We start from the raw sequence: 20,027 nt of genomic DNA, 5'->3' as shown, positions 1-20,027 counted from the left end.
GTGGGGCGTGACGACCGCGTTGCAGCTGTTGTCGGAGTTGCCTGCCCCGATTCAGGCCGTTGTTTTCGGTGCGGAGATCCCCCGGATGGACACCGATGCCGGTCGGCGGGTGAGTGCTGCGTGGCAGCGGGCGAGCGAGGAGCTCGAACAGATCAGGCAGCGGCTCGACGCGGAAATCGCACTGCTGCCGGAGGCGGTGCGCGACAGCCTCGGTGGTCAGATCCACGACGCTGTGCAGCCGCTTCCCACGGCGGTCGCCGGGTCCGGTGAGTTTTGCAAGTCAATGGCGCACTACACCGATCGCAGCACCGCCGATACCGACAAACAGGGCTACACCATGTACGCCTTCGGTGCGATGACGGTTTACCAGCTCCTGCTGGCTGGGGGCTGGCATCCGTTGCGGGCGTTGCAGGTGCTGTCGGAGGCGAGAGCGGAACATTTGGCCCGGTTCGCGGCTTTCGTCGCAGAGCGTGCTGGAGCCGGCGCGGCTGCGGTGGCCGAGCGTGCCGGTCTGCTGCTCATGCAGGCAGGCGGGTTCGCCGCGTTGACCGCCGGTGTCGATGCCGGTGTGCAGCTGGGGCAGATCCTCGGGATTCTGAACGGGCATCGCGACAGTGTGGATTGGGACTCGGTCGCGACTGCTGGGGTCGCTGGTGCTGGTGCTGGTCTCGGTGGGGCACTCGGCGGCCATCTGGCTCAGGCCGTCGTTCCGCATGCCGCCCCGGCACTGCTTGGGCGAGCCGTGGTCGCGGCGACCGCGGGCATCTCGGGTGTGATCGGCGGTGCCGCCGCGGCCGCCGCGATGACCGGTCAGTTCCAGCTGACGCTGGCAGCGCTGGCCAGTGGCGCCGCCGTGGGGATGGCATCGGCGCACGCGCAGGCCAGGGCGCATCCGGACATGGCAGCACCTACCCCGCCCGCGGCCGAAAACGCGGGCGCGGGGCTGCATGCGGACGAAGTTGTCCGATCGGATGCTCCGGCAAAGAAACCGGTTTCCGCAGTGGGAATTTCGGAGAACAGCGTAGTTGCCGAAACACCGGTCCACGGTGCTGGGGGCGAGGATTCGGCTGCCTCGGCTACGAATTCCGGTGCCGGGGGTGAGCCGGATGCCGCGCTGTATCGGCGGTTGAACGAGCTGCGGGAACAGGAGTTGGCGGAAGCCCGGACGGCTTCCGGCGATGCGGCCGTATCCGGATCCCAGCATGGTGCGGAGTGGCCTGAGGAGAGCGGTAGCTCGAATGGTATGGCGCACCCCTCCGGCGATCCGACCGCCCCTGGTGTCGATGCGGCCGAATTGGCCCGCCGTGTGGCGGTGCGCGATGAGGCGCGCGCCGAGCTGGCGGCATCACTTGGGGTGTCGCCGCAAGAGGTGCGGCTGTGGGGGCGGCGGGTACTGGAAGAGGCGATCGGCAAATGCGATGCGTTACTCGGAGCGCTGGGGGACGAAGGCTGGGCCCTGCTGGATCCGGCGGTCCGGGCGAGAGCGCTGGACGATGTCGTGCCCGGAACCGTGGACTGGGCTCGGAAACTTACTGAGGACTACGGCAATACGGCTTCGGTGCAACAGTGGCTGGCGGACTCTGGGATGACGGGACAGCGGGCAGATGCCGCGGATGGTTCCGAATTGCCAGCGGTCCGCCGGGCTGCCGAGACAGAGGGCGCTGCACCGGTCGTCCAGTTGCTGGACCAGTTGGACCGGTACGTGGCGGCGGAGACGCACGTGAGTTCGGCGGATGGGCGTGCGGCGGACGGTACGTGGGATCCCGCTCATCCTCAGTACGCGGTGGCACGATCCGAGCAGGGATCGGGTGTGGACCGGAGCGCGCACCAGTCTGCGGAAGCCGCACCAATCGCTGGCGAGAGCGCAGGGGTGGTTGCCGAACCTTCCGGCGAGGCGGGGGCGCAGCGAGTACCCATCGACACCGACGGGGCGGCCCCCGATGCTGCGACGGCTGGTGCTGACGGAGAACCTTCGTTGGAGCAGTCGATTCGTGAGTACGGTGCGCGGGCGGGTGCAGACGCGGTGGCAGGGGCGCGGGCGTCGGATTTCAAGGCACTGCAACGTGAGTCGGCCCGGGCGGACACCGAGCTGGCCAAATGGTTGGGATTGTCGGACACCGAGTTCCATTCGATGTCGCCGTCGCGATTGCGTTCGGCGATCGAGTGCTGGGTCGAGCGCGCGGAGCAGTCGCCGCACGTGGCTGAACAGGCGCGGGAACACGCGGGTGGATTGATCGGCGATGAAGTGCGCCGGACACTGGCCGCTGATCAGAGCAGCGGCCGGTTCCTCGCTGGTGCTGGGGAGTTGCGTGAGGGACAGGCGGTGTCCGGGGATCTGCGGGATAGGTTGCGGCAGTGGGTCGGTGCTGATGCGGCGACTGTGGACCGATGGACGGATGCGCATCAGGCATTCGACCGGCTACTGAAATCTCCGCAATTGGTGTTGCGACTCGGTGCCGAGGAGGGTACCGCCGATCCGGAGATCGCCCTGGATCGTGCCCGCGCCCTGCGCGAACGGGAATTGGCGGAGACGACGGGCGGCGAGCAGTCCGGGTTGACGCCCGCAGCCGCCGACGCACTCGCGGCCGCCGGGTTGCGGCCTGCGGTATCGCCCGAACCGGTGGCTGTCGGCGGATCCGATAGTGGTACGTCATCGACTCCGTCGCCTGGCTCCACAACGCCCGACGGTCTGAAAAGTAATGCTGCGCAGTCATATTCATCTCCGCCATCACAGTCTGCCCAGCCGTCGGGTTCGTCGAACAGGGTTCCGTCGGAGGCGGTGCGCGAACGAGACGGTGCGAGCGTCCCGCAAACGCCGCCCGATCCGGTGCGGGCGGCGGCGCTGGAACGCTTCCGGCAGTTGCGTGAGCAGGATCTCGCCGACAACGAGACCACACTGACACCCGAGGCCAGAGATGCTTTGGCAGCGGCAGGTCTGTGGTCTTCGGAATCGGTGCCTGCCGGTGGGCCCGAGGAGTCCTCGGTATCGGCTCGCTCGACGACACCCGGTGGCTCGGAAAGTGATGGCACGGGTCCATATTCGGCTCCGGAGCGGACGCACGCCGGTGTGTCCGAGTCCTCGGATCGCGGTTCGGCGAGCGTGGCGGTGGCTGAACGAGATGCCGTAGTCGAGTCTGTGCCGGTCGATCCGGTGCGAGAGGCGGCCTTGGAGCGCTTCCGGCAGTTGCGTGAGCAGGATCTCGCCGAGACCGAGCAGACTCGCCGAGCAGATACGACCGAATCGTTGTCGGATCCCGCGCAAGCCCTCGACACCGGTTCGGCCGCAGCTGGTTCGGCGCATACCGGGGCGGGTGCGCCGGAGGAGTCCGCCGCGCGCGCGGCGGTGCCACCTCCCGGGGATAATGGAGGCCATCCGGGTGCGGCGGCCGGCAACCGCCCGGTCGAATCGTCACCTGAGACGCCGTCGCTGACGACTGCCTCGGAAGCGAGGATGTCCTCCGTGGTACCGGGTGCTGCGATGCTGGGGCTCGCGGCAGCGGCATCGAATGACACCGATGCTGCCGATGCGATTGGGGCACAGGGAGTTCCGGACGTGCGCTCGACCGTGGCGCCAGGCTCCACTGCGGCATCGCAAGAGCCCGTTGACGCGCCATCCGGTGGAACACCGGAAGGGGATGGCCCGGATCTGCGCCGGCAGCACGCGGAGGCGACGGCGGATGCGGCGGAATTGTTCGGGGTGGCACCGCAGGAACTGAAGTTGTGGGGCCGGCGGTTGGTGGAGCAAGTGATCGACCGGTTCGAAGCCAGGTTGGCAGAGCTGGCCGATCGCGGGTGGGGCCGACTCGATGCTGCCATGCGTTCGGGGCTGCTGGCGGATCTCGGGGAGATGTTCGGGCGCGAGCTACGTGATCAGGCAGCGATCCGCCGTGAGGCGGCGTCCGTGCTGGATTGGTTGTGCGTTGCCGGGCTGGAACCGGACGGTACGGCTTCCTCGACCGGGCACCGGCTGTCCGTGCTGCGGCGGCTGGCCGAAGAGTTCCCGTCATCGCCCGTTGATCGGCTCGTCGAGGCATTGGATCGTTTCATGACGACCGACGCTCAGCTCGAGGCGATGCCACCGATCCCCGAGGGCACCGATCGTCGCTCCACATCGGACGCCCACCACACGGAGGCGGCACCTGTCGTCGCACCGGCGGTCAGCAGACCCAGGCAGACATTCGGCGAATCATGGTGGTTCAGTTCGCCGTTGCGCCCGGAATGGATCCGCTTGGGGCTGCGGCGCGGCGACCTCGCTCGGGAACTGGCGCGCGAACACGGTGTCGAGATCGACCATTGGGGTTTAGGGCCGGACTCCCCGGAACTCGCGCGGTTGAACGCCGAAATGGCCACGGCAAGAGCGGAACTGGCTCGGCTGCTCGGAGTGGAACCGGACGAACTGAACACCCCGCGCATCGAACAGGTCCTCGAGGATGCATCGCTTGCTTCCTCCGGGGAGCGGCCATCCGCTGGGACCGGTGTGGAATCAGGTGATGGCGAGTACCTCATCGATATCGCGCGCCTCTGCCTGCTCCTGTCGGCACTGCGCGAGACCGCTGTCGGCTTCAACCGCGTGTCGGCCGAAGCGACAGCCGTCGCCGCGTCCCGCGGCGACTCGGGCCAGAAGTGGCTGAGCCGATTGGTTCAGATGGGGCCGGGGGAGCTGAGCCGACGCTGGCAGATGCTGCAAGCCATCCCGAGAGGTCGTGCCCGGGTGCCGGGCATATCGAGCGGTCACGCCCTCGAACGGCCGCCACGAATCGCCTTCGAGCCCGAATTTCCTGAGTTCCCTATGAGGCCAAGTGGATCCGATCGAGCTACGCACAGTACTCAGGTGCCGCTGCACTCCCTGCCGGTGGGGTTGTGGCGGCGCCCCGACACCGCGCGGGCCGTGGCGACCCGACAGGACTCGGACCGGCCGCTGCTGCCGATCGCTGGAGCCGATGCGCTCCCGGAGGGCAACGGCGACTCCCGTCCACCCGACCCACCGCGCGCGCCGACGCCGATCAACTGCGCGCCACTGGTCGTGGGGTATCTCATCGAAGAGAACGGCAGCGCCGCGATCGCCAGGAACCTCGCCGCCGCTCCTTTGACCCCCGATCCCCGGCTCGGCGGCACGTCCCTCGAACAGCTGCATTCGGTGCTGGGTAGCAAGCGGTGGGAACCGGTCGCGACTTGGGAGGAACTGGCGGACCGGCTACGTGGAATGCAACCTGGCGCCGCCGCATTCGTTGTCACCGAGAGCGATCACGCCCGCGCGGTGTCGGGGCAGGGCCATGCCCGCCTGCTGTTCCACGCCAAGGACCAGCCGGGCACGATCAAATGGCGCGACCCACTGGTCGACGACGGTGCCAGGCAGCTGTTCGAAGCGGGCAAACTGCCATCCGACCTGCACATCTTCGCGCTTGTGTACGAGGCGGACGCCGAACTGCGGCCGAGTCTCGGCGAACCGCGACCGCATGTCACGCTCCGTTCGCAGCATGCGCCAAGGCTGGCGGTCGCGGGCGCCGACGCATCCGATGCGATTGGTGACCCGTCGCCTTCCGGTGATGTCGTCGCTGGCGCGGGTAATGTGATCGGCGCCCCTTCCCACACGCGACCGGCCGACATCAGCAAGCTGGAACGGGAAATGGTCGAGGGCAACCTCCTCTCGACAATCCTGTACGAAAATCAGCTGGACGAGATCCGGACGCTGGCCGGAGATATTGTGCCGCAGCGAGTTCTGCACCAGGCGCGCCGTGCCGCTGTTGCCCGCGAGAAAAAGTTGTCCGCCGAGCTGGAACGTCTGGCAGTCGTATACAGAGCGGACCTCAGCGAACTCCGGCCCGGCTCGGCGTACCTGAAGCAACGGTTGGAAGCGTTCGAGGCGAAGGCCAGAGAATTGGCCGACCAGTTGGTGCACCTGCGGGACCGGGAAGTGGGGGTCGAAGACCCGGATCACGCGCGGCTACTCGAAATACTGCGCCAGCTGGATCTGGGGCCTCGTGATGGGCCACAACGGGTTCTGCGTGTCATCGAGCACTTCCAACAGGCACTTCGTGTCGTGGACCGCCCCTATTGGCAGCGGTTCACCCGGGACGTGGCCGGAGGCGGGCTCTCCAACCTGCCCGAGTGGCTGATACGTGGAATTCTCGACGTCGATAGTCCGCTCAACCTTTCCGGAATCCTCTGGGTGCCGGACCTGGGTTTCGCGCAACGAGCCGAACGCATCGAGATTTCGGACCCTGCTGCGGAATGGCGGATTCTGGGAGAGGCGGTCGGACCGTCCTCCGATATCGGGCGTTTGATCGAGACAATGATCGAGTATCTCGAACTCGGGCGTCTCGTAGAAAATGTAAGGGAGCTGCACGAGGAAAAGCGGTTGATCGCGCGGCTCCGGTCCATTCAGGACAAGCTGGGAGCTGTCAGGGCATCCACCATCGAAAGTCCAGGAGTAGGCGAAGAGATAGAGGTGATGTCGCGACGGCTCGAGTCATTGGTCCGGTTACGCGACGTGCGCGACAAATGGCTGGAACTATGTGGTGCTGATCCGTCGGATCCGAATTTCTCGATCGCCCGCCTGCGTCGCGAATTCGAGGAACTGACAGCGAGCCTCAGCGCAGATCTGCGCGCGGCCGGCGTCCTGCCGCCAGAGGGCGAACTCACGGTCGGTGTGGTACGGCGTGCCGAAACCGAGCGTGAAATCCAGCAGCGACAGGCGCCGATCGGTACGGGGGCCGGCGGGAAGCTTTCCGAAATTCCACGGTTTGGAAGCCGCGCAGCCCGGCACCGAAGGCTCAGCCAGCTGCTGGGATATATCGCCGAATGTGATCAGTTAGAGGAGGTGCTCGACAGCGAGTTCGAGCGCCTTCGCAAGGTTGGCAAGTATCTGGCCGCGCAACTCGGGCTGGATCAACGGCAAGGCTCACACACTTCAGCTGGCTGGTTGCAGGTAGGTGATCCTCGGGCGTTCGAACCGACCGGAGCGGTCGATGCGTCGTTGCGCGGGTGGGGCGAATGGATCGCGGAGGCCGCAGACGTACGACGCGGTGTCTTCGAAGCGGTTGTGCGGCGAGCCCGTCAACTCGGTGTGCAAAATGCGGACCAACGCGCCCCGCAGGAGTTGGCCCGCACCGTGGAAGCGCTCATCGATTGGGCCCTCGACTTCCGCGACGCTGTGCCACACCCGCCAGGGATCGAAGCCGATCGGGCCGAGGCCGCTCATACCGCGACCTTCGGTGGGATCGTCCAGGACTACCTCGCATTGTTCGATTACGCGCTGATCCGGGAGCGCAGTGCCCGTGCCGAGGCGGCCACAGCCGTCGCGCGAGATGTGCTTGCGCAGAACGTGGTCGACGCCAGGGGAGGGCGGTCGCTGGCACCGCAGGTAGCGGTGGTCGAGTCCGGCGACGGCGCACCTGAGGTATTCGTTGCCGGGTCGGTGGCGACGTTGGGTCGGGCGCTGGACGCGGTGGCACCCGAGGTGCTTGCCGATCTGTCGGAACGGGGGGCCCGATTCCACTACTGCGAGGTGACGGTCGATGAGAACGGCCGAGCTTACCTCCGCGACGTTCGCCCCGCTCCCGTCACAGCCCCTGATGCGGCCGCAGCTCAGACTGAATCCGAAGTTCTCGCCGCGGCACCCCCCGACCCTGAACCGGTTCGCGACGGGAACAACGACGCGAGTCGCGAAGCGGAATGGGATGCCGCTCGCGCGGCGGTCGAGCGGCAGCTCGATTCCTGGCGGCTGGAGGGGCAGAAGGGCGAACGGCTCACCGACTACGTCGCCTTTCTCCCGTCGGAAAGCGGCGGAAGACTGGTCGTGGCCGCGCCGGATGGTATGCATCGACGGGCGCTGCTCGACGTGGTAACGACCGACTCGAGGTTCGTCGCGGCTCGCTGGCACCCCCGATTCGACCGGCATTACCTGCGGGTGAGCTCGGGCCCGGACGGTCGGGTCGTGACACCGATTTCCGCTGCCACCGCGGAGGGTGAATACCGTGAGGCGACGGTCGCCGAAGTGGAGGGCATTCTGCTCGACGAGTACCTGCGTTTTCGTCGGCTCGGTCTGGTCGACACGACATTCGGCGACTGGATCGGCGGATTGGGCACGCAGGTCTGCTATCGCAAGAAAGACATCCGACAGGCGGCTGCCGCCGGGATAGAGGCCACCGCGGGCCACCTCAAACGAGACGGTACTGTGCTGGTGTTCGCCTATGCGGCCGCCGAGGCTCAGTCCTCGGTGGATATGGATCTGCCGCATCCCGCGGCGGTGCTGGTCAGAATAGCGACCCGGCAGATTGCGCTGCCGGTCCGAACGGATGAGGCCTCCGACGGGCCTTGGCGCGTCGTCATTCGTGGCGATGTCGATCTCGGCGTCCTGAACCCGGTGGTCGAGATCTGTGTCGACGGACTGGCTTGGCGGGTTGCGCCGCCGCGCGGCCGCGGCGACGCGGGCGACATCCTGAACCGATGGTTCCAGGGCATGTCGGCCACCACGCCGGACCTGTTGCTAGAGCGGCTGGCGGAGGCGGTGTCCGCAGGCCGACCACCCTCGACCGCACGATCCGCCACTCCAGTGCGGCGCGAGCGGGGCAAGCAGCATCGGTTCTCGGATTCGTGGCAACTGTCCGCGACGAACGGGCGTGCGGAAATCATTGTCGACCTGGGCCGCGGCCCGGATGGCTGGTTGGCATGGCCGGCCCCTGATACCGAAGCCGGATTGCTGGAACCTCTCGATGACCTCAACCTGCGGTCATTGGTGCGGCGGGTGGCGGATTCGCTTCGCGAGACGAGCGTGAAATCGGTTGACCGCACACGGCGGAAACTCGAGGTCACCCTGGTGCCGGAAGAGAATCGGCGGTACGAGGATCTGGTTCGAGAGGCCGACGCGGCAGCCGAGCGGTTCCGGCTGTGGACCGAGGCGTGTGCGGCCCTGGCCAGCCGACTCGGGTTGCCCGAGCACGATGGGCAAGCGCTCGGGCCGCTGCGGGAACAGGTGAGTGCCGATCGGGCCGCGTTGGCCGATGAATTGCGTATCGATCCGCTGGAGCTGGCGTCGATTCCGCTTCCGGATACCCGGCTTGCCGCTCGCCGTCAGGAGATCCTGCGCCGCGAATCCGATATCCGCGAGTACATCGACCTACTCGAGCAGCGCGGTGGATTGACCGACACCCTCTCCAGCACTCAGCGCCGCCGTGACGATTTCTTGACCAGCCGGGTCATCGCGGCAGAACTGCGAGGCCGCAGCGATGGCCAATCGCTCAACAACCGCATCGGGCACCTGCCGGACGTGGCGGGCGGCGTGCTGGTGGTCGCCGCGCCGCCCGGCAGACATATGGCGAGCCTGGTGGAGCTGGCGGCGGAGCGTCCGAAGTTCGCCGATGCTTTGTGGCGCGATGAGCTGGAGAAGCGATACCTGGCGGTGACGCTGGGACCAGACGGTCGAATCGAGGTACGGACGGTTCCCGACGCCGAGGCGGAGGGGCCGCGCCGTCGGCAGTCCGAGGACGAGATCCTGGCCCAATTGCTCGACCGTTACCTGACCTATCGTGAAGCGGGCGTGACAACTCGAGGATTGCGCGAATGGCTCGTGGGACTGGATTCGTCAATATTCGGCGCAAAGTCACAAGTCGCCTCGAGCCCTGTTTCGCCTATGTCAACCGCCGAGGTGTACGGACCGCTGCGCGATACCGATTATCTGCTTTGGCTGGGCTATCACAAGGTGATTGCCCAGCCTGCGATCGAACGGTCCGATCCCGCGTACGTTCTCTACCGGCTGCGTACCCGACAGATACCACCGTTGGCCGAAACACGTCCGGACCCGTCGGTGCACCGTGACCCGGTGCTGTGGGCGACCAATCTCGGTAACACCAGGGCGCTGTTGCTGCCACTCGAGCAACATGAAGGGCGATGGCGTCTGTCCCTGGGCAGCGGGTCCGTAATCTGTGACGTGCTCTCGCGGCACTTCCCCGACCTGACCGCGGGCACCCCGGCCGAACTGGTCGAACGGCTCGAGGCGTTCTTGCGTGACGACAATCCGCGACGAGTGGTCCCTTGGCACCATCGCTCTTCGGTTCCGAAGACATGTTTGCTGGTGGCCGCCGATGCCGCGGGGCAGGGGACCGGTATGCGGCCTCGGTTCGATATTCCGCACGATCGTCGGGTCCAGATCCCGCTGGCGGGGGTCGACGGTAAGGACGTATCCCGGTGGGCCCGTGCGAATTGGCATCCGAACGGTTTTTCTGATGCGGCGCAGATCGTCGCGCACGTGCGAGAGTCCGAAGGAACCGTGGTGGGCGCGGTGGACTTCGGGGCGGCCGGTGGGCACGCGTTCACCGTGAAGATGGACGATGCGGTGATCGTGGTCGTCGAACAAGTCGCCTACCTGGATGACGACAACATGATCGTTACCGAAGTTCGGACGGTACGCGGGGACAAGGCGGTGGACGCGTGGGCGGCTCATCTGACTATGACAGCGGGCGAGGGGGCCACATTTCACGGCGTGGCATTCAAATCCGATGGGACACCGGAACTTCCGCTGTCACCTGATGAAGAGCCCGTCGGTCGCCGGGGCAGAGAAATCCCGATCCGTCGCCTGGGAGATCGTCCGCCCGGTCGCGCACCGCCGGAGGACGATTCATTCGAGCCACACGCGATTGCGGAACCCGCGCAGTCGCATATGGCGGTCGCCGGTACGGGCGCAGAGGATCTCGGGCCATCCGCGCCCGGCGCTGCCGATCCGAATGTCCGGCTGGCGGTAGCACGCCGTGCCGACGAACGTCGCAAGCAGCTGCGGCGGGAATTGTCGGAACTGCTCGCCCCGCACGGCATCGATCCCGACGAACTGCTGCAGACGGGCTCGCTCGTCTGGGCGGACTGGTCCGCGAGGTATCGGGACGCGCGCGGCGCGCTGGTCGACATGCTCGGCATCGAGCGCGGTCGGGCGGTGGACGACGGATGGATCCACCATATGCTGGCGGTGCGCGACGAAAACAGTTCCGCCGCACCTGAACTGGCTTCAGCCCGAGCGGCGTTTGCCGAAACGACGCCAGTCGCAAGGCTCGTCGACGACATCCAGTACCAGACCAGATGGGCTCGCACGATCCAGGCCGTAGAAGCGGAGTTGGCGCGTCGCGCCGACGAGGTCGCCCGGCTGATCGCGCAGGCATACGCACTGCTGCGTGCGTTCGCGAACTTCGGCCCGCGCGCAGCGCTACTGCCGGCGATCGGTTCGGTCCTCGCGGCGGCGGACCGGCGGCTCGCGGCAAGGCAACGCCTGGAAGGACAAGCACGCGACCTCTTCGCGCTGGGCACGGCCATCGAGGACTACGAGCGCGAGTCGTTCGAACCGATTCAGCAGCAGATCTTTCGGGCGGCTCGGCGCTACCGCTCCTCATCCTGGGATTCGCGGCAGGGAATGTTGCTGCTGCATGCTCGGCTACAACACCTACTGGCGACAGCCCAGGACGAGGAGCGCGAGCGGTCCGCCGAACTGCGCTGGTTGGAACAGCGAGCGGCCGCGACCGTCGAACATTACGACACTATCGAGCTGCTGAATACCGATCTGGGTGTCGCGCTCGAGTACATGGATCGGGCGCTGGCTGGTGTCCCGGCAGCATCGGTCGCGCCCGCGTGGCGTCTGCCCGAACTCACCGATGACGCGCCGTTCAGCGAATGCCTGGCCGCGGTGCGCGACAATATCGCGCACCAGCGTCGGCTCGCCTTCGTCGCCCTCCTCGATGGACTGAGCAGTGAATTCGGACTCGATATACCGGCGCTCGATGAACGGGGCGCGGGCGTATACGACCTGAGTCGGTTGACCAGCGTGCCGCCCGGGGAGTCCGAGCGGCTCGACACGACCATCGGCCTGATTCACGAACTCGGTCGCGCACGCCGGCGACTCACGCGTATCGACACGATCACCGCGGCGATGGACGAAGCCGACCACCGTGCGAAGCTCGGGCGCGAGCGGCTCGCGCGCCTGATGTCGGACCATCTGCGAAAGTATCCGCTGGATCGCCGGATGAGCCGGGGAGAGCTCGAGCCGGATCTGAGCGAAATGCGCGCAGCGGCCGACGCGTGTGCGGTCGGACTGCCCGGCGATGGGTGGGCGCAGGCGCCCCTCGAAGAGGTCCGGCGACGAGTCGCTGTCTTGCGGCAGGGTTCCGAATCCGCGGGCACAACGTATCTCGCCGACCGCTACCTCGCACTACGACAGCTGACAGATGCCTTCGACGAGCAAACCCCATGGAGTAATTGGTATTACAACCTCTACCTGCACCAGCTCCGACTCGTCGCGCTGGTGCGGCGCAAACGTAAGGATCACCTGAACCGTGCGGAAGCCGAGAATCGGCTGGGGCAACTCGCCGAGAAGGCCGGGGTGGACCTGAATCGGTGGGATTCGCTGCCCGAGGCACGAGAAGCGCTGCGCCGCATGGTGAAACGGGATCTGCGCTGGCTTTCGCTGGTATTGGGATCGGATACTGCGCCGACACTGCGCAGTCCGGATCGGAGCCGGACGCACACACGGCACCTGGCTTCCGCGCCCACCACGCTCGAGGAGATGTTCATGCGGCGCGCGGACCTGCATCCGCGAAGCGCCGTGGTGCGCGAGCGCGTCGAACGTTGGATTTCCCGCACCACGATGGTCGATGTCGTCGACGAAATCGATGACCTGACAACATCTATCGACCGATTCGCCCCGGATCTGGATCAATGGCTGGACGCCACGATGATCACCGCGGGCGAGGTGGGTGGACTGGAGGTCGCTCCCGACGACGGCACCGCAGAATATGTTCCACCCGACTCCCATTCGGTCAGTCAGTGCGTGCCGTTGACGGCGGCGTTGCATCGGGCCCGGACCGGCAACGAAAACGTCAACGTGCCAGATGATGTCGGCCTCGCTGGTGTGTCGTTCGACAGCTATGTGCAGTTCCTGCACGGACTTCCGCAGTGGTTTCCCGTCGACCCGGACCATCCGCATCGATCGGTCGTGAAGGCGCTGCTCGACACGGTGGCGAGTCTTCCTGTCGACCAGCGTGCCGGAGTGTCGACTATCGTGGTCGACGTCGCGCATGCCGTGAATGAGCACGGTGTCGGCGCACATACGTACCGTGTGGAATATCGCTGTGACGAGCACGGGAACCACGGTTGGCTCGAGGTACAGGATCCGGGCAGGGGGCTGCGGCGGGCCTGGGGCGACACGACGAAATCGGCCGACCTGGCCGGCATCTGGGCGATGGGTTTCGACCGGATGGGCAACGCCTTGCGGTTGCCGGGAGCCGGGTCCGGCGCGATCCCTCCGGATCTGCGGATCGGCGAAGGGGACCCTACGCCCGCGGTCGATCTGGACCGGGCGGATACGGTCACGCTGCAGCGTGCGATGACGGACAGTGTGGTGACCTCGGCCGAACTGGTCGAAGCGTATCTACACCGGATCAGGATCTTGGACAAGGCGGGCCCGCATCTGAATGCGATTCGGGCGGTGAATCCGAATGCGGTCGCGGAGGCGGAACGGCTCGACGCGGAACGCCGACGGGGACATGTCCGGGGACCGCTGCACGGGATTCCGATTCTGATCAAGGACAATATCGACGTAGCGGGTTTGCCTACGACCGCCGGGGCGGTGGCGCTGCGGGATTCGTATCCGTCAGGCGATGCCTTCGTGGTGCAGCGGCTGCGGGCTGCGGGGGTGGTCATCCTCGGCAAGACCAATATGACCGAGCTTGCGAATTTCATCTCCGAGGAGATGCCGGACGGCTACAGCAGCCTCGGCGGGACCGTACGTAATCCTTACAACACGTCCCTGAGTCCGGATGGGTCCAGTACCGGGTCGGCGGTTGCCGTGGCAGCCGCGCTGGCCGCAGGGGCTGTCGGCACCGAGACATCGGGCTCGATCATCAGTCCAACTGTGGCCAACTCAGTGATCGGGATCAAACCCACGGTCGGGTTGGTGAGCCGCACCGGCATCGTGCCCGGCTCGGCCACTCTGGATACTGCGGGGCCGATGGCGCGGACGGTGTACGACGCGGCGGCTCTGCTGACCGTGTTGGCCGGGACCGACCCGGAGGATCCGGCGACGGTGGTCGCAGCCCACTTGGTCGGCACGGATTACACCGCCGCACTGTCCGTCGATGCACTGCGCGGTAGTCGGATCGGGGTGGCCTTCCAGCCCGGGGCAATACCTCCGCACCCCGCATTCGCTCGCGCGGCAGCGGTACTCAGCGCGCAGGGTGCGACTCTGATCTCGGTCGAGGTTCCCTTGGACGGCCTACCGGACCCCCTCTACGTCTACGAGCTCAAGCGGGATTTCGATCGCTATCTGGCCCGACTGCCTGCGGGCGCTCCGATCAAGACGCTGGACGAGTTGATCCGATTCAACCGGACCAACGCCTCGGCGGGCGCAATCCGATTCGGCCAGAACAGGTTGATCCGCGCCGCCGCGATCGACCCGAACGATCCGGGCGTAGTGGAGGAATACCGGAGGCATCGCGACCTCGTTGTGGGGACGGCACGAGAGCGACTCGATGCCGCGTTCGCTCCGCACCGATTGGATGCGTTGCTGTTCGTCGGGGACACCGGATTCAAACTGAGCGCCCGGGCGCAGTATCCGGCGGTTGCGCTGCCGATCGGATACGACGCGGCAAGCCAGGAACCGGTGGGGATGATGCTGGTCGGCACCCCGTTTACCGAGGCGTCGCTACTGGCCTATGCGTATGCCTACGAGCAGGCCGCGCGGGTGTGGCGGCCTCCCTCCGAAATCAACCCCGCACAGTTTGCGGAAACCGATGTTCGGACGATGGCGTTCGATCGGAATGGTCTTTCGTTGCTGTTGCCTGGAGCCGATATCGGCGAACCGCCGATAGATCTCCAGATCGGGCAAGGAACCCGGACGACACCCATACCGGATCCCCATGATCGCGACTACCAGAAACTCGGTGACTGGCTCGCGGCGGTTCGTCGACACTACGGAGTGACGCAACAGCAACTCGCCGACCGAATACATCGCGGCAGCAGGACTGTGTGGCGTGCGGAAAGGCGGGGCACTATCTCCGCTGATTATCTGCGGGCGTTCGGTCGGGCTTTCGGCATCTCCGACGAGGTTTTGCATATTGCTGTGAGCCGGTTGGAGCCGCGTCTCGCACATTATTTCAGTGGCGCTTTACCCGATCCTGCCAGTAATATCTATCGGACGATGGGGGGTTGGCTAAAAGCCATTCGTGAGCATTACGGACTGACTCAAATGGAAGTCGCCAACCGCATGAACCTCCACATGGAAACGGTGTCCAGAGCGGAGAAAGATTTTCGGGTCACCGGAAATTATCTGCAGGTGTTCGGTCGTGCTCTAAGTATCTCCGACGAGGTTTTGCATGCTGCTGCGAGGCAGTTGGAGCCGCACGTCGCGCACTATTTCAGTGGTGCTCTACCCGATCCCGCGAGTAATGTCTATCGGACGATCGGGGGTTGGCTCGAAGCTGTTCGTGAATATTACGGACTGACCCAACTGCAGGTCGCTGAACGTGTGAATCGTGCTCATAAGACCGTGTGGAATGCGGAGAATGGCGCGGTCACTGCTGACTATCTGCAAGCGTTCGGTAATGCATTCGATATCCCGAATGATGTCTTGTATCGCGCCACGAGTCTTTTGGAACCGGGTCTCGCGCATTATTTCAGCAGTAACATTCCCCAACCCGCAACCTCGCTTCACCAGAATATCGGCGACTGGCTCACGGCGGTTCGGCAACAACGCGGACTGTCTCAACAGGAAGTCGCCACTCTGATGCGGCGGCACATCAAGACCATCTCGGCGGTGGAGAACAGCGATTCCGCCACTCTCGATTTTCTACGGACGTGGCGAGATGCTCTGGATGTCCCCGACCAGGCCATTCGCGCGGCCGTGCAGCAGTTCCTCGCGCCCGACTCGCCCGTCGACCGGCCCGAAGACGAGGATTTCTGGCGACTGATCGCAACCAAACCAGGCTCGACGGAAGAAACATCTATCCGAAACCGGATATACCAAGAATACGATTGGGTAGCAAAAGCGGCCGCGCAACGCTGGCCCATGATATTCGAATCCAGGGAAGACCTCACGCAACGTTATGCGATAGCGATCCTGCGTGCCATTGTGAATCACATCCCGGCAGGGCCGCCATTTGTGGCGCACGCTTGGGCTGCGAGTCGCGGTGCCATGCGAAGTACGTACTTCGAGTGGCGGTTCCCCGGTCTGGAGGCGAGCGAACGAACTCGAGCGGTCAAGGTTTACACCTACCGCAACAAACGGTATGCCGAAACTGGGGAAATGCCGGACATCCGTGAAATCGCCGACGCGCTCGACCTCACATCGGACCAGGTCACCGCAGCACGACAAATCATCGAGACCACGACCGGGTCGCTCGACGATACGCGCCACGGAGAAATACGCGCACGACAAGTAGCGGACCCCAACCCACGAGGCGCATATACCGGCGGGACCGATTCGGACTCCGATCTCGATGGTTTCGACGACGATAGTCCGTTTGTTGGAAAAGTTCGTGCCGCGCTGGCAGATCTGCCCGACCCGGAAGCCGCCATTCGCCTCGTCGAACTGCACTTCGTGCACGGCGTTCCGCTCGATGAGGCGGCAGGTCGGCTCGACATCGACCACATTGCCGCGACGGAAATTCTGGCCCGAGCCGTCGACAACCTCCGCGCTGAATTCACCGAAGCACCGGATGCTGGCTCGATCACCGAGCCCGATGCCGGACCGGAGACGGGTCCACGCGTGAATCGACCCTCAGGTGCCATTACCGAGGAGGTCGACCGTGACGCTGATGCTGCTGATCAACCGCCGACCGGTGAGGCGTTCAGCGAACCGCCGCAGCATTCGGATGTCGGTCGGGACCACGCCGCGGATGGGGTGCTCCCCGAATTCGAGGACGCGTCCGGTCGGACTGCCTACGATCCGGCCGCCACGACTGTCGAACCGGAGACCAGTGATTCGGAAGCCACGTCGAACACCGCGGCCCCGACACCGATGCTGTCGGCGCACGCCGAGCCGGACGATCTGGCTGTCGCGCGTGCAGCGGATGCCGACAGCGTTGTCGGTCTTTCGGACGAGGTGCTCAGTGCTGCGGCTGCGCGTGATTTGGGACATCTTTTCGACGACGGGGCCCCGGCTCCGGGACCTCTGGGTAGTCCACGGGTGGTAACGGCCGGCAACGTTGTTATCGATGTCATTGTCGACTTCGATGAACTTCCAGGAGTGGAGGAGTACCGAGACGCACGATCCATTCGTGATACGCCGGGGGGCAAGGCCCTGAACCAGGGGATTGCCGCGGCGCGACTCGGCGCGATAGTGGATGTTGTGTCCGTTACCGGGGCCGATGGGAGTGGCACCGAAATTCGAGAGACATTACGGCGCGAGGGGATCCGCTTTGACGGAATGCGGATCGAGGATGATATTGCGACCGGGAAAGTTGCGTGTTTCGTCGGACCCGACGGAGAAACGTCGTTCATCTACCATATTTCCCGCGAACTGGACCTGACCAGCGACGACATTCGACGTAGCATCGGGGCGATCGAGAACGCCGATATAGTGCTGCTGACATTCACAGCGCCCGACGCGACCGTCGCGCAGATCGCCGCCGTCGCCCGGGAAAATGGTGCGATGGTCGTTCTGCAACCGGCTCCGCCGCGTGACCAAGTTTCTTTCGACACGGTGCGTATGGCAGACGTCCTCGTGCCGAACGAAACCGAGGCGCGGGCGCTCCTTGCCGCCGCGTCGAGCGATGCCGCGTCGAGCGATGCCGCGTCGGCCGACGCCGAGTCGCTCCGAGCGGACCTGCTGCCCGAGCGCCTGTTCGAGTTGCTGGGGGTTCCGACGATTGTGGTGACGCTCGGTGCGGCGGGATGTGCCGTGCATCATCAGGGCCGCACGGAGCTGTTCGAGGCACATAGCGCGTCGGTCGTCGACACGACTGGCGCGAGCGATGCTTTCACCGCCGCACTGGCGATGGGCGTGGTGGCAGGGCTGCCCGTCAGTCGCGCGGTGCAGATCGGTTTGTCGGCTGCCGCACATGCGGTCGCGCATTCGGGCGGTCACGAGTCGATGCCGCACGCCCATGATCTGGATCTCTCACTAATGGGTGCATCATCTGAGGAAGGCGTCCCGACGAATCCGACATCGGGCTCAGCATCTGAGACGGTAGCACGCCCGGCTGGCCCGTCCGAGCCGACATCGGAGCCTGCCGATTCGTGGCCCGAGCAGGGGCGGTCCGATGCGGAGCAGCGCGATGACGCGCGACCCGCCGACGGTGGAGCGCCATCGCGCGAGACAGCCATTGCGGATGGATTCCGGCGCTGGCACGAGACCCGGGTGCGCAACCAGGAGGCTGGTTTCGGCACGCAGAGTCTTGGACAGTATGCGCGGATGCACAACGTCGATGGCCGCCAGATCAGGCGCTGGCTCGCCGAAATCGGCGCCGAACCCGACAATGCCCCTGATGCACCCGTTCCGCATCCGCACACCTTCGATCTCCCGCGCGACTGGGCTAGTCATGTTCGCAGGTACCTCGCCTTGACACCCGACGATATGGATGTGCTGACCGACGCGGCCCCCGGGTCCTGGCAGGGCATCGAGGACGGCGCCCGGCGACCCCCTGCCGACCAGGTGCGGGCGCTGTTGCGCCGGGTTCCCGACGCCCGCCACCTCTACGCTCCGCTCGCCCAAGTCTTCTGTTCCGATTTGGCGGCAGGTCCGCCGGCCGATGTCGGCAGCAGCCTCCGGCGACTCCGTGAATACAGCGGCTTGACGCGAGAACAACTGGCGCACGAGCTCGGTGTAATTCCCATGACGATCGATAATCGTGAGGCCGCGGATCATCTGGTGCCCAAGGGATGGGAGGCGCATGTGCGCGCCCTGGCCGCCCGGCTGTCAGATGGCATCGATGGCGATGCCGATATCGGCGTTTGCCTGAGGGTATTACGGTTGCGAACTGGTCTCCCGCGCCGGTCTCTCGCCGCGAAGATGGATATGGCGGAGGATATTATTGCCGATATCGAGGCGGGCCGTTCTCAGCCGTCGAAAGATATCGTTGAGGCCTGTCTTTGCTCGATGATTCCCGGCACGCCGATTTTCCCGGAAGGGTATCCCCACGCGGGTCGCTATCTTCGATATCGCCGCGAGCAAGCGGGTATTAGTTTGTCGCAGGTGGCGACCGCGACCGGCATGACGGTAGCCATGGTCAGACAACGCGAGGCGGGAGCGGTTCCGCTGTCGACGGAGATGGTGGAGGCTTATCTCGGCGACGATGATTTCGATCTTTCCATCCGACGCAATATAATCGAAGTATTTCCCTCTCTCGATCCCGCCCACGACCAAAACTTCGGAAGACGAAATGTTCCTGACTACTCGTCTGAAGTGCTCCTCTTTCCGGACCCGCGCAATACTCGAAATCTAGTCGATTACAAGGATCAATTTCAGCGAGTGAACGGGCTCACTGATATCGGCGTGCGACGTATGTTCGGCTTGTATCAAGGTCGCCCGCCGGCCGGCGGTGTGGATGCTGCGTTGCGGGTGTATGACCGATTCTTGTGGCAGGCCGGTCACTGGAATGATTTCGCTGCGGCCTGGGGATATCGCTATCGCATGGATCCGTTGGGAGAATCGGCTCCGGACCCCGGCGACTTCCAATCGATACTCGACTGGCAGGAGGCTACCCGTCTCTATCACCGGACGACCGCAGCGGTTTTCCGCGAGGGGCGACCCGATTTCCGCGGCGCATCCGCCGCGGAAAAGCAGGCAGGTCTCGCGCAATTGCACCGGATGGGTGAGGCCGGCTACATCTCGGCAGAAATGACGCGACGCGCGGCCGAGCAGTTCCATATTACGGATCCGGCGGCCCGGCCAACCCCATGGTCGTCGCGCGGATCCGCGCCCAGCACAGAACCCGGTACTCGGTCCGCGACGCCGTGGTCTGCTCGGGCGGAGACCTCCACGAGGTCGGCCGAAGATCATCCCGACGACCCAGCACCGCAGGCGTAGCGGTGGCCGACGCGCTTCGATCGGTTCC

At 65.4% G+C, this 20,027-nt stretch carries 1 protein-coding gene; it reads left to right on the top strand.

The genetic code is table 11. The annotated features are described in order from the left end of the window. Positions 1–7: 7 nt before the first annotated feature. Entirely contained in the window at positions 8–19,999 is a 19,992-nt protein-coding gene (locus AB0J47_RS11360; protein ID WP_364343713.1) for a PfkB family carbohydrate kinase, read from the top strand. The last annotated feature ends 28 nt before the right edge of the window (positions 20,000–20,027 follow it).

Origin of the sequence: Nocardia sp. NPDC049737 (assembly GCF_040674755.1) — a bacterium.
Classification (GTDB): domain Bacteria; phylum Actinomycetota; class Actinomycetes; order Mycobacteriales; family Mycobacteriaceae; genus Nocardia.
The sequence above is the reverse complement of the archived record's forward strand: the minus strand, read 5'-3'. Positions and strand labels throughout refer to the sequence as shown.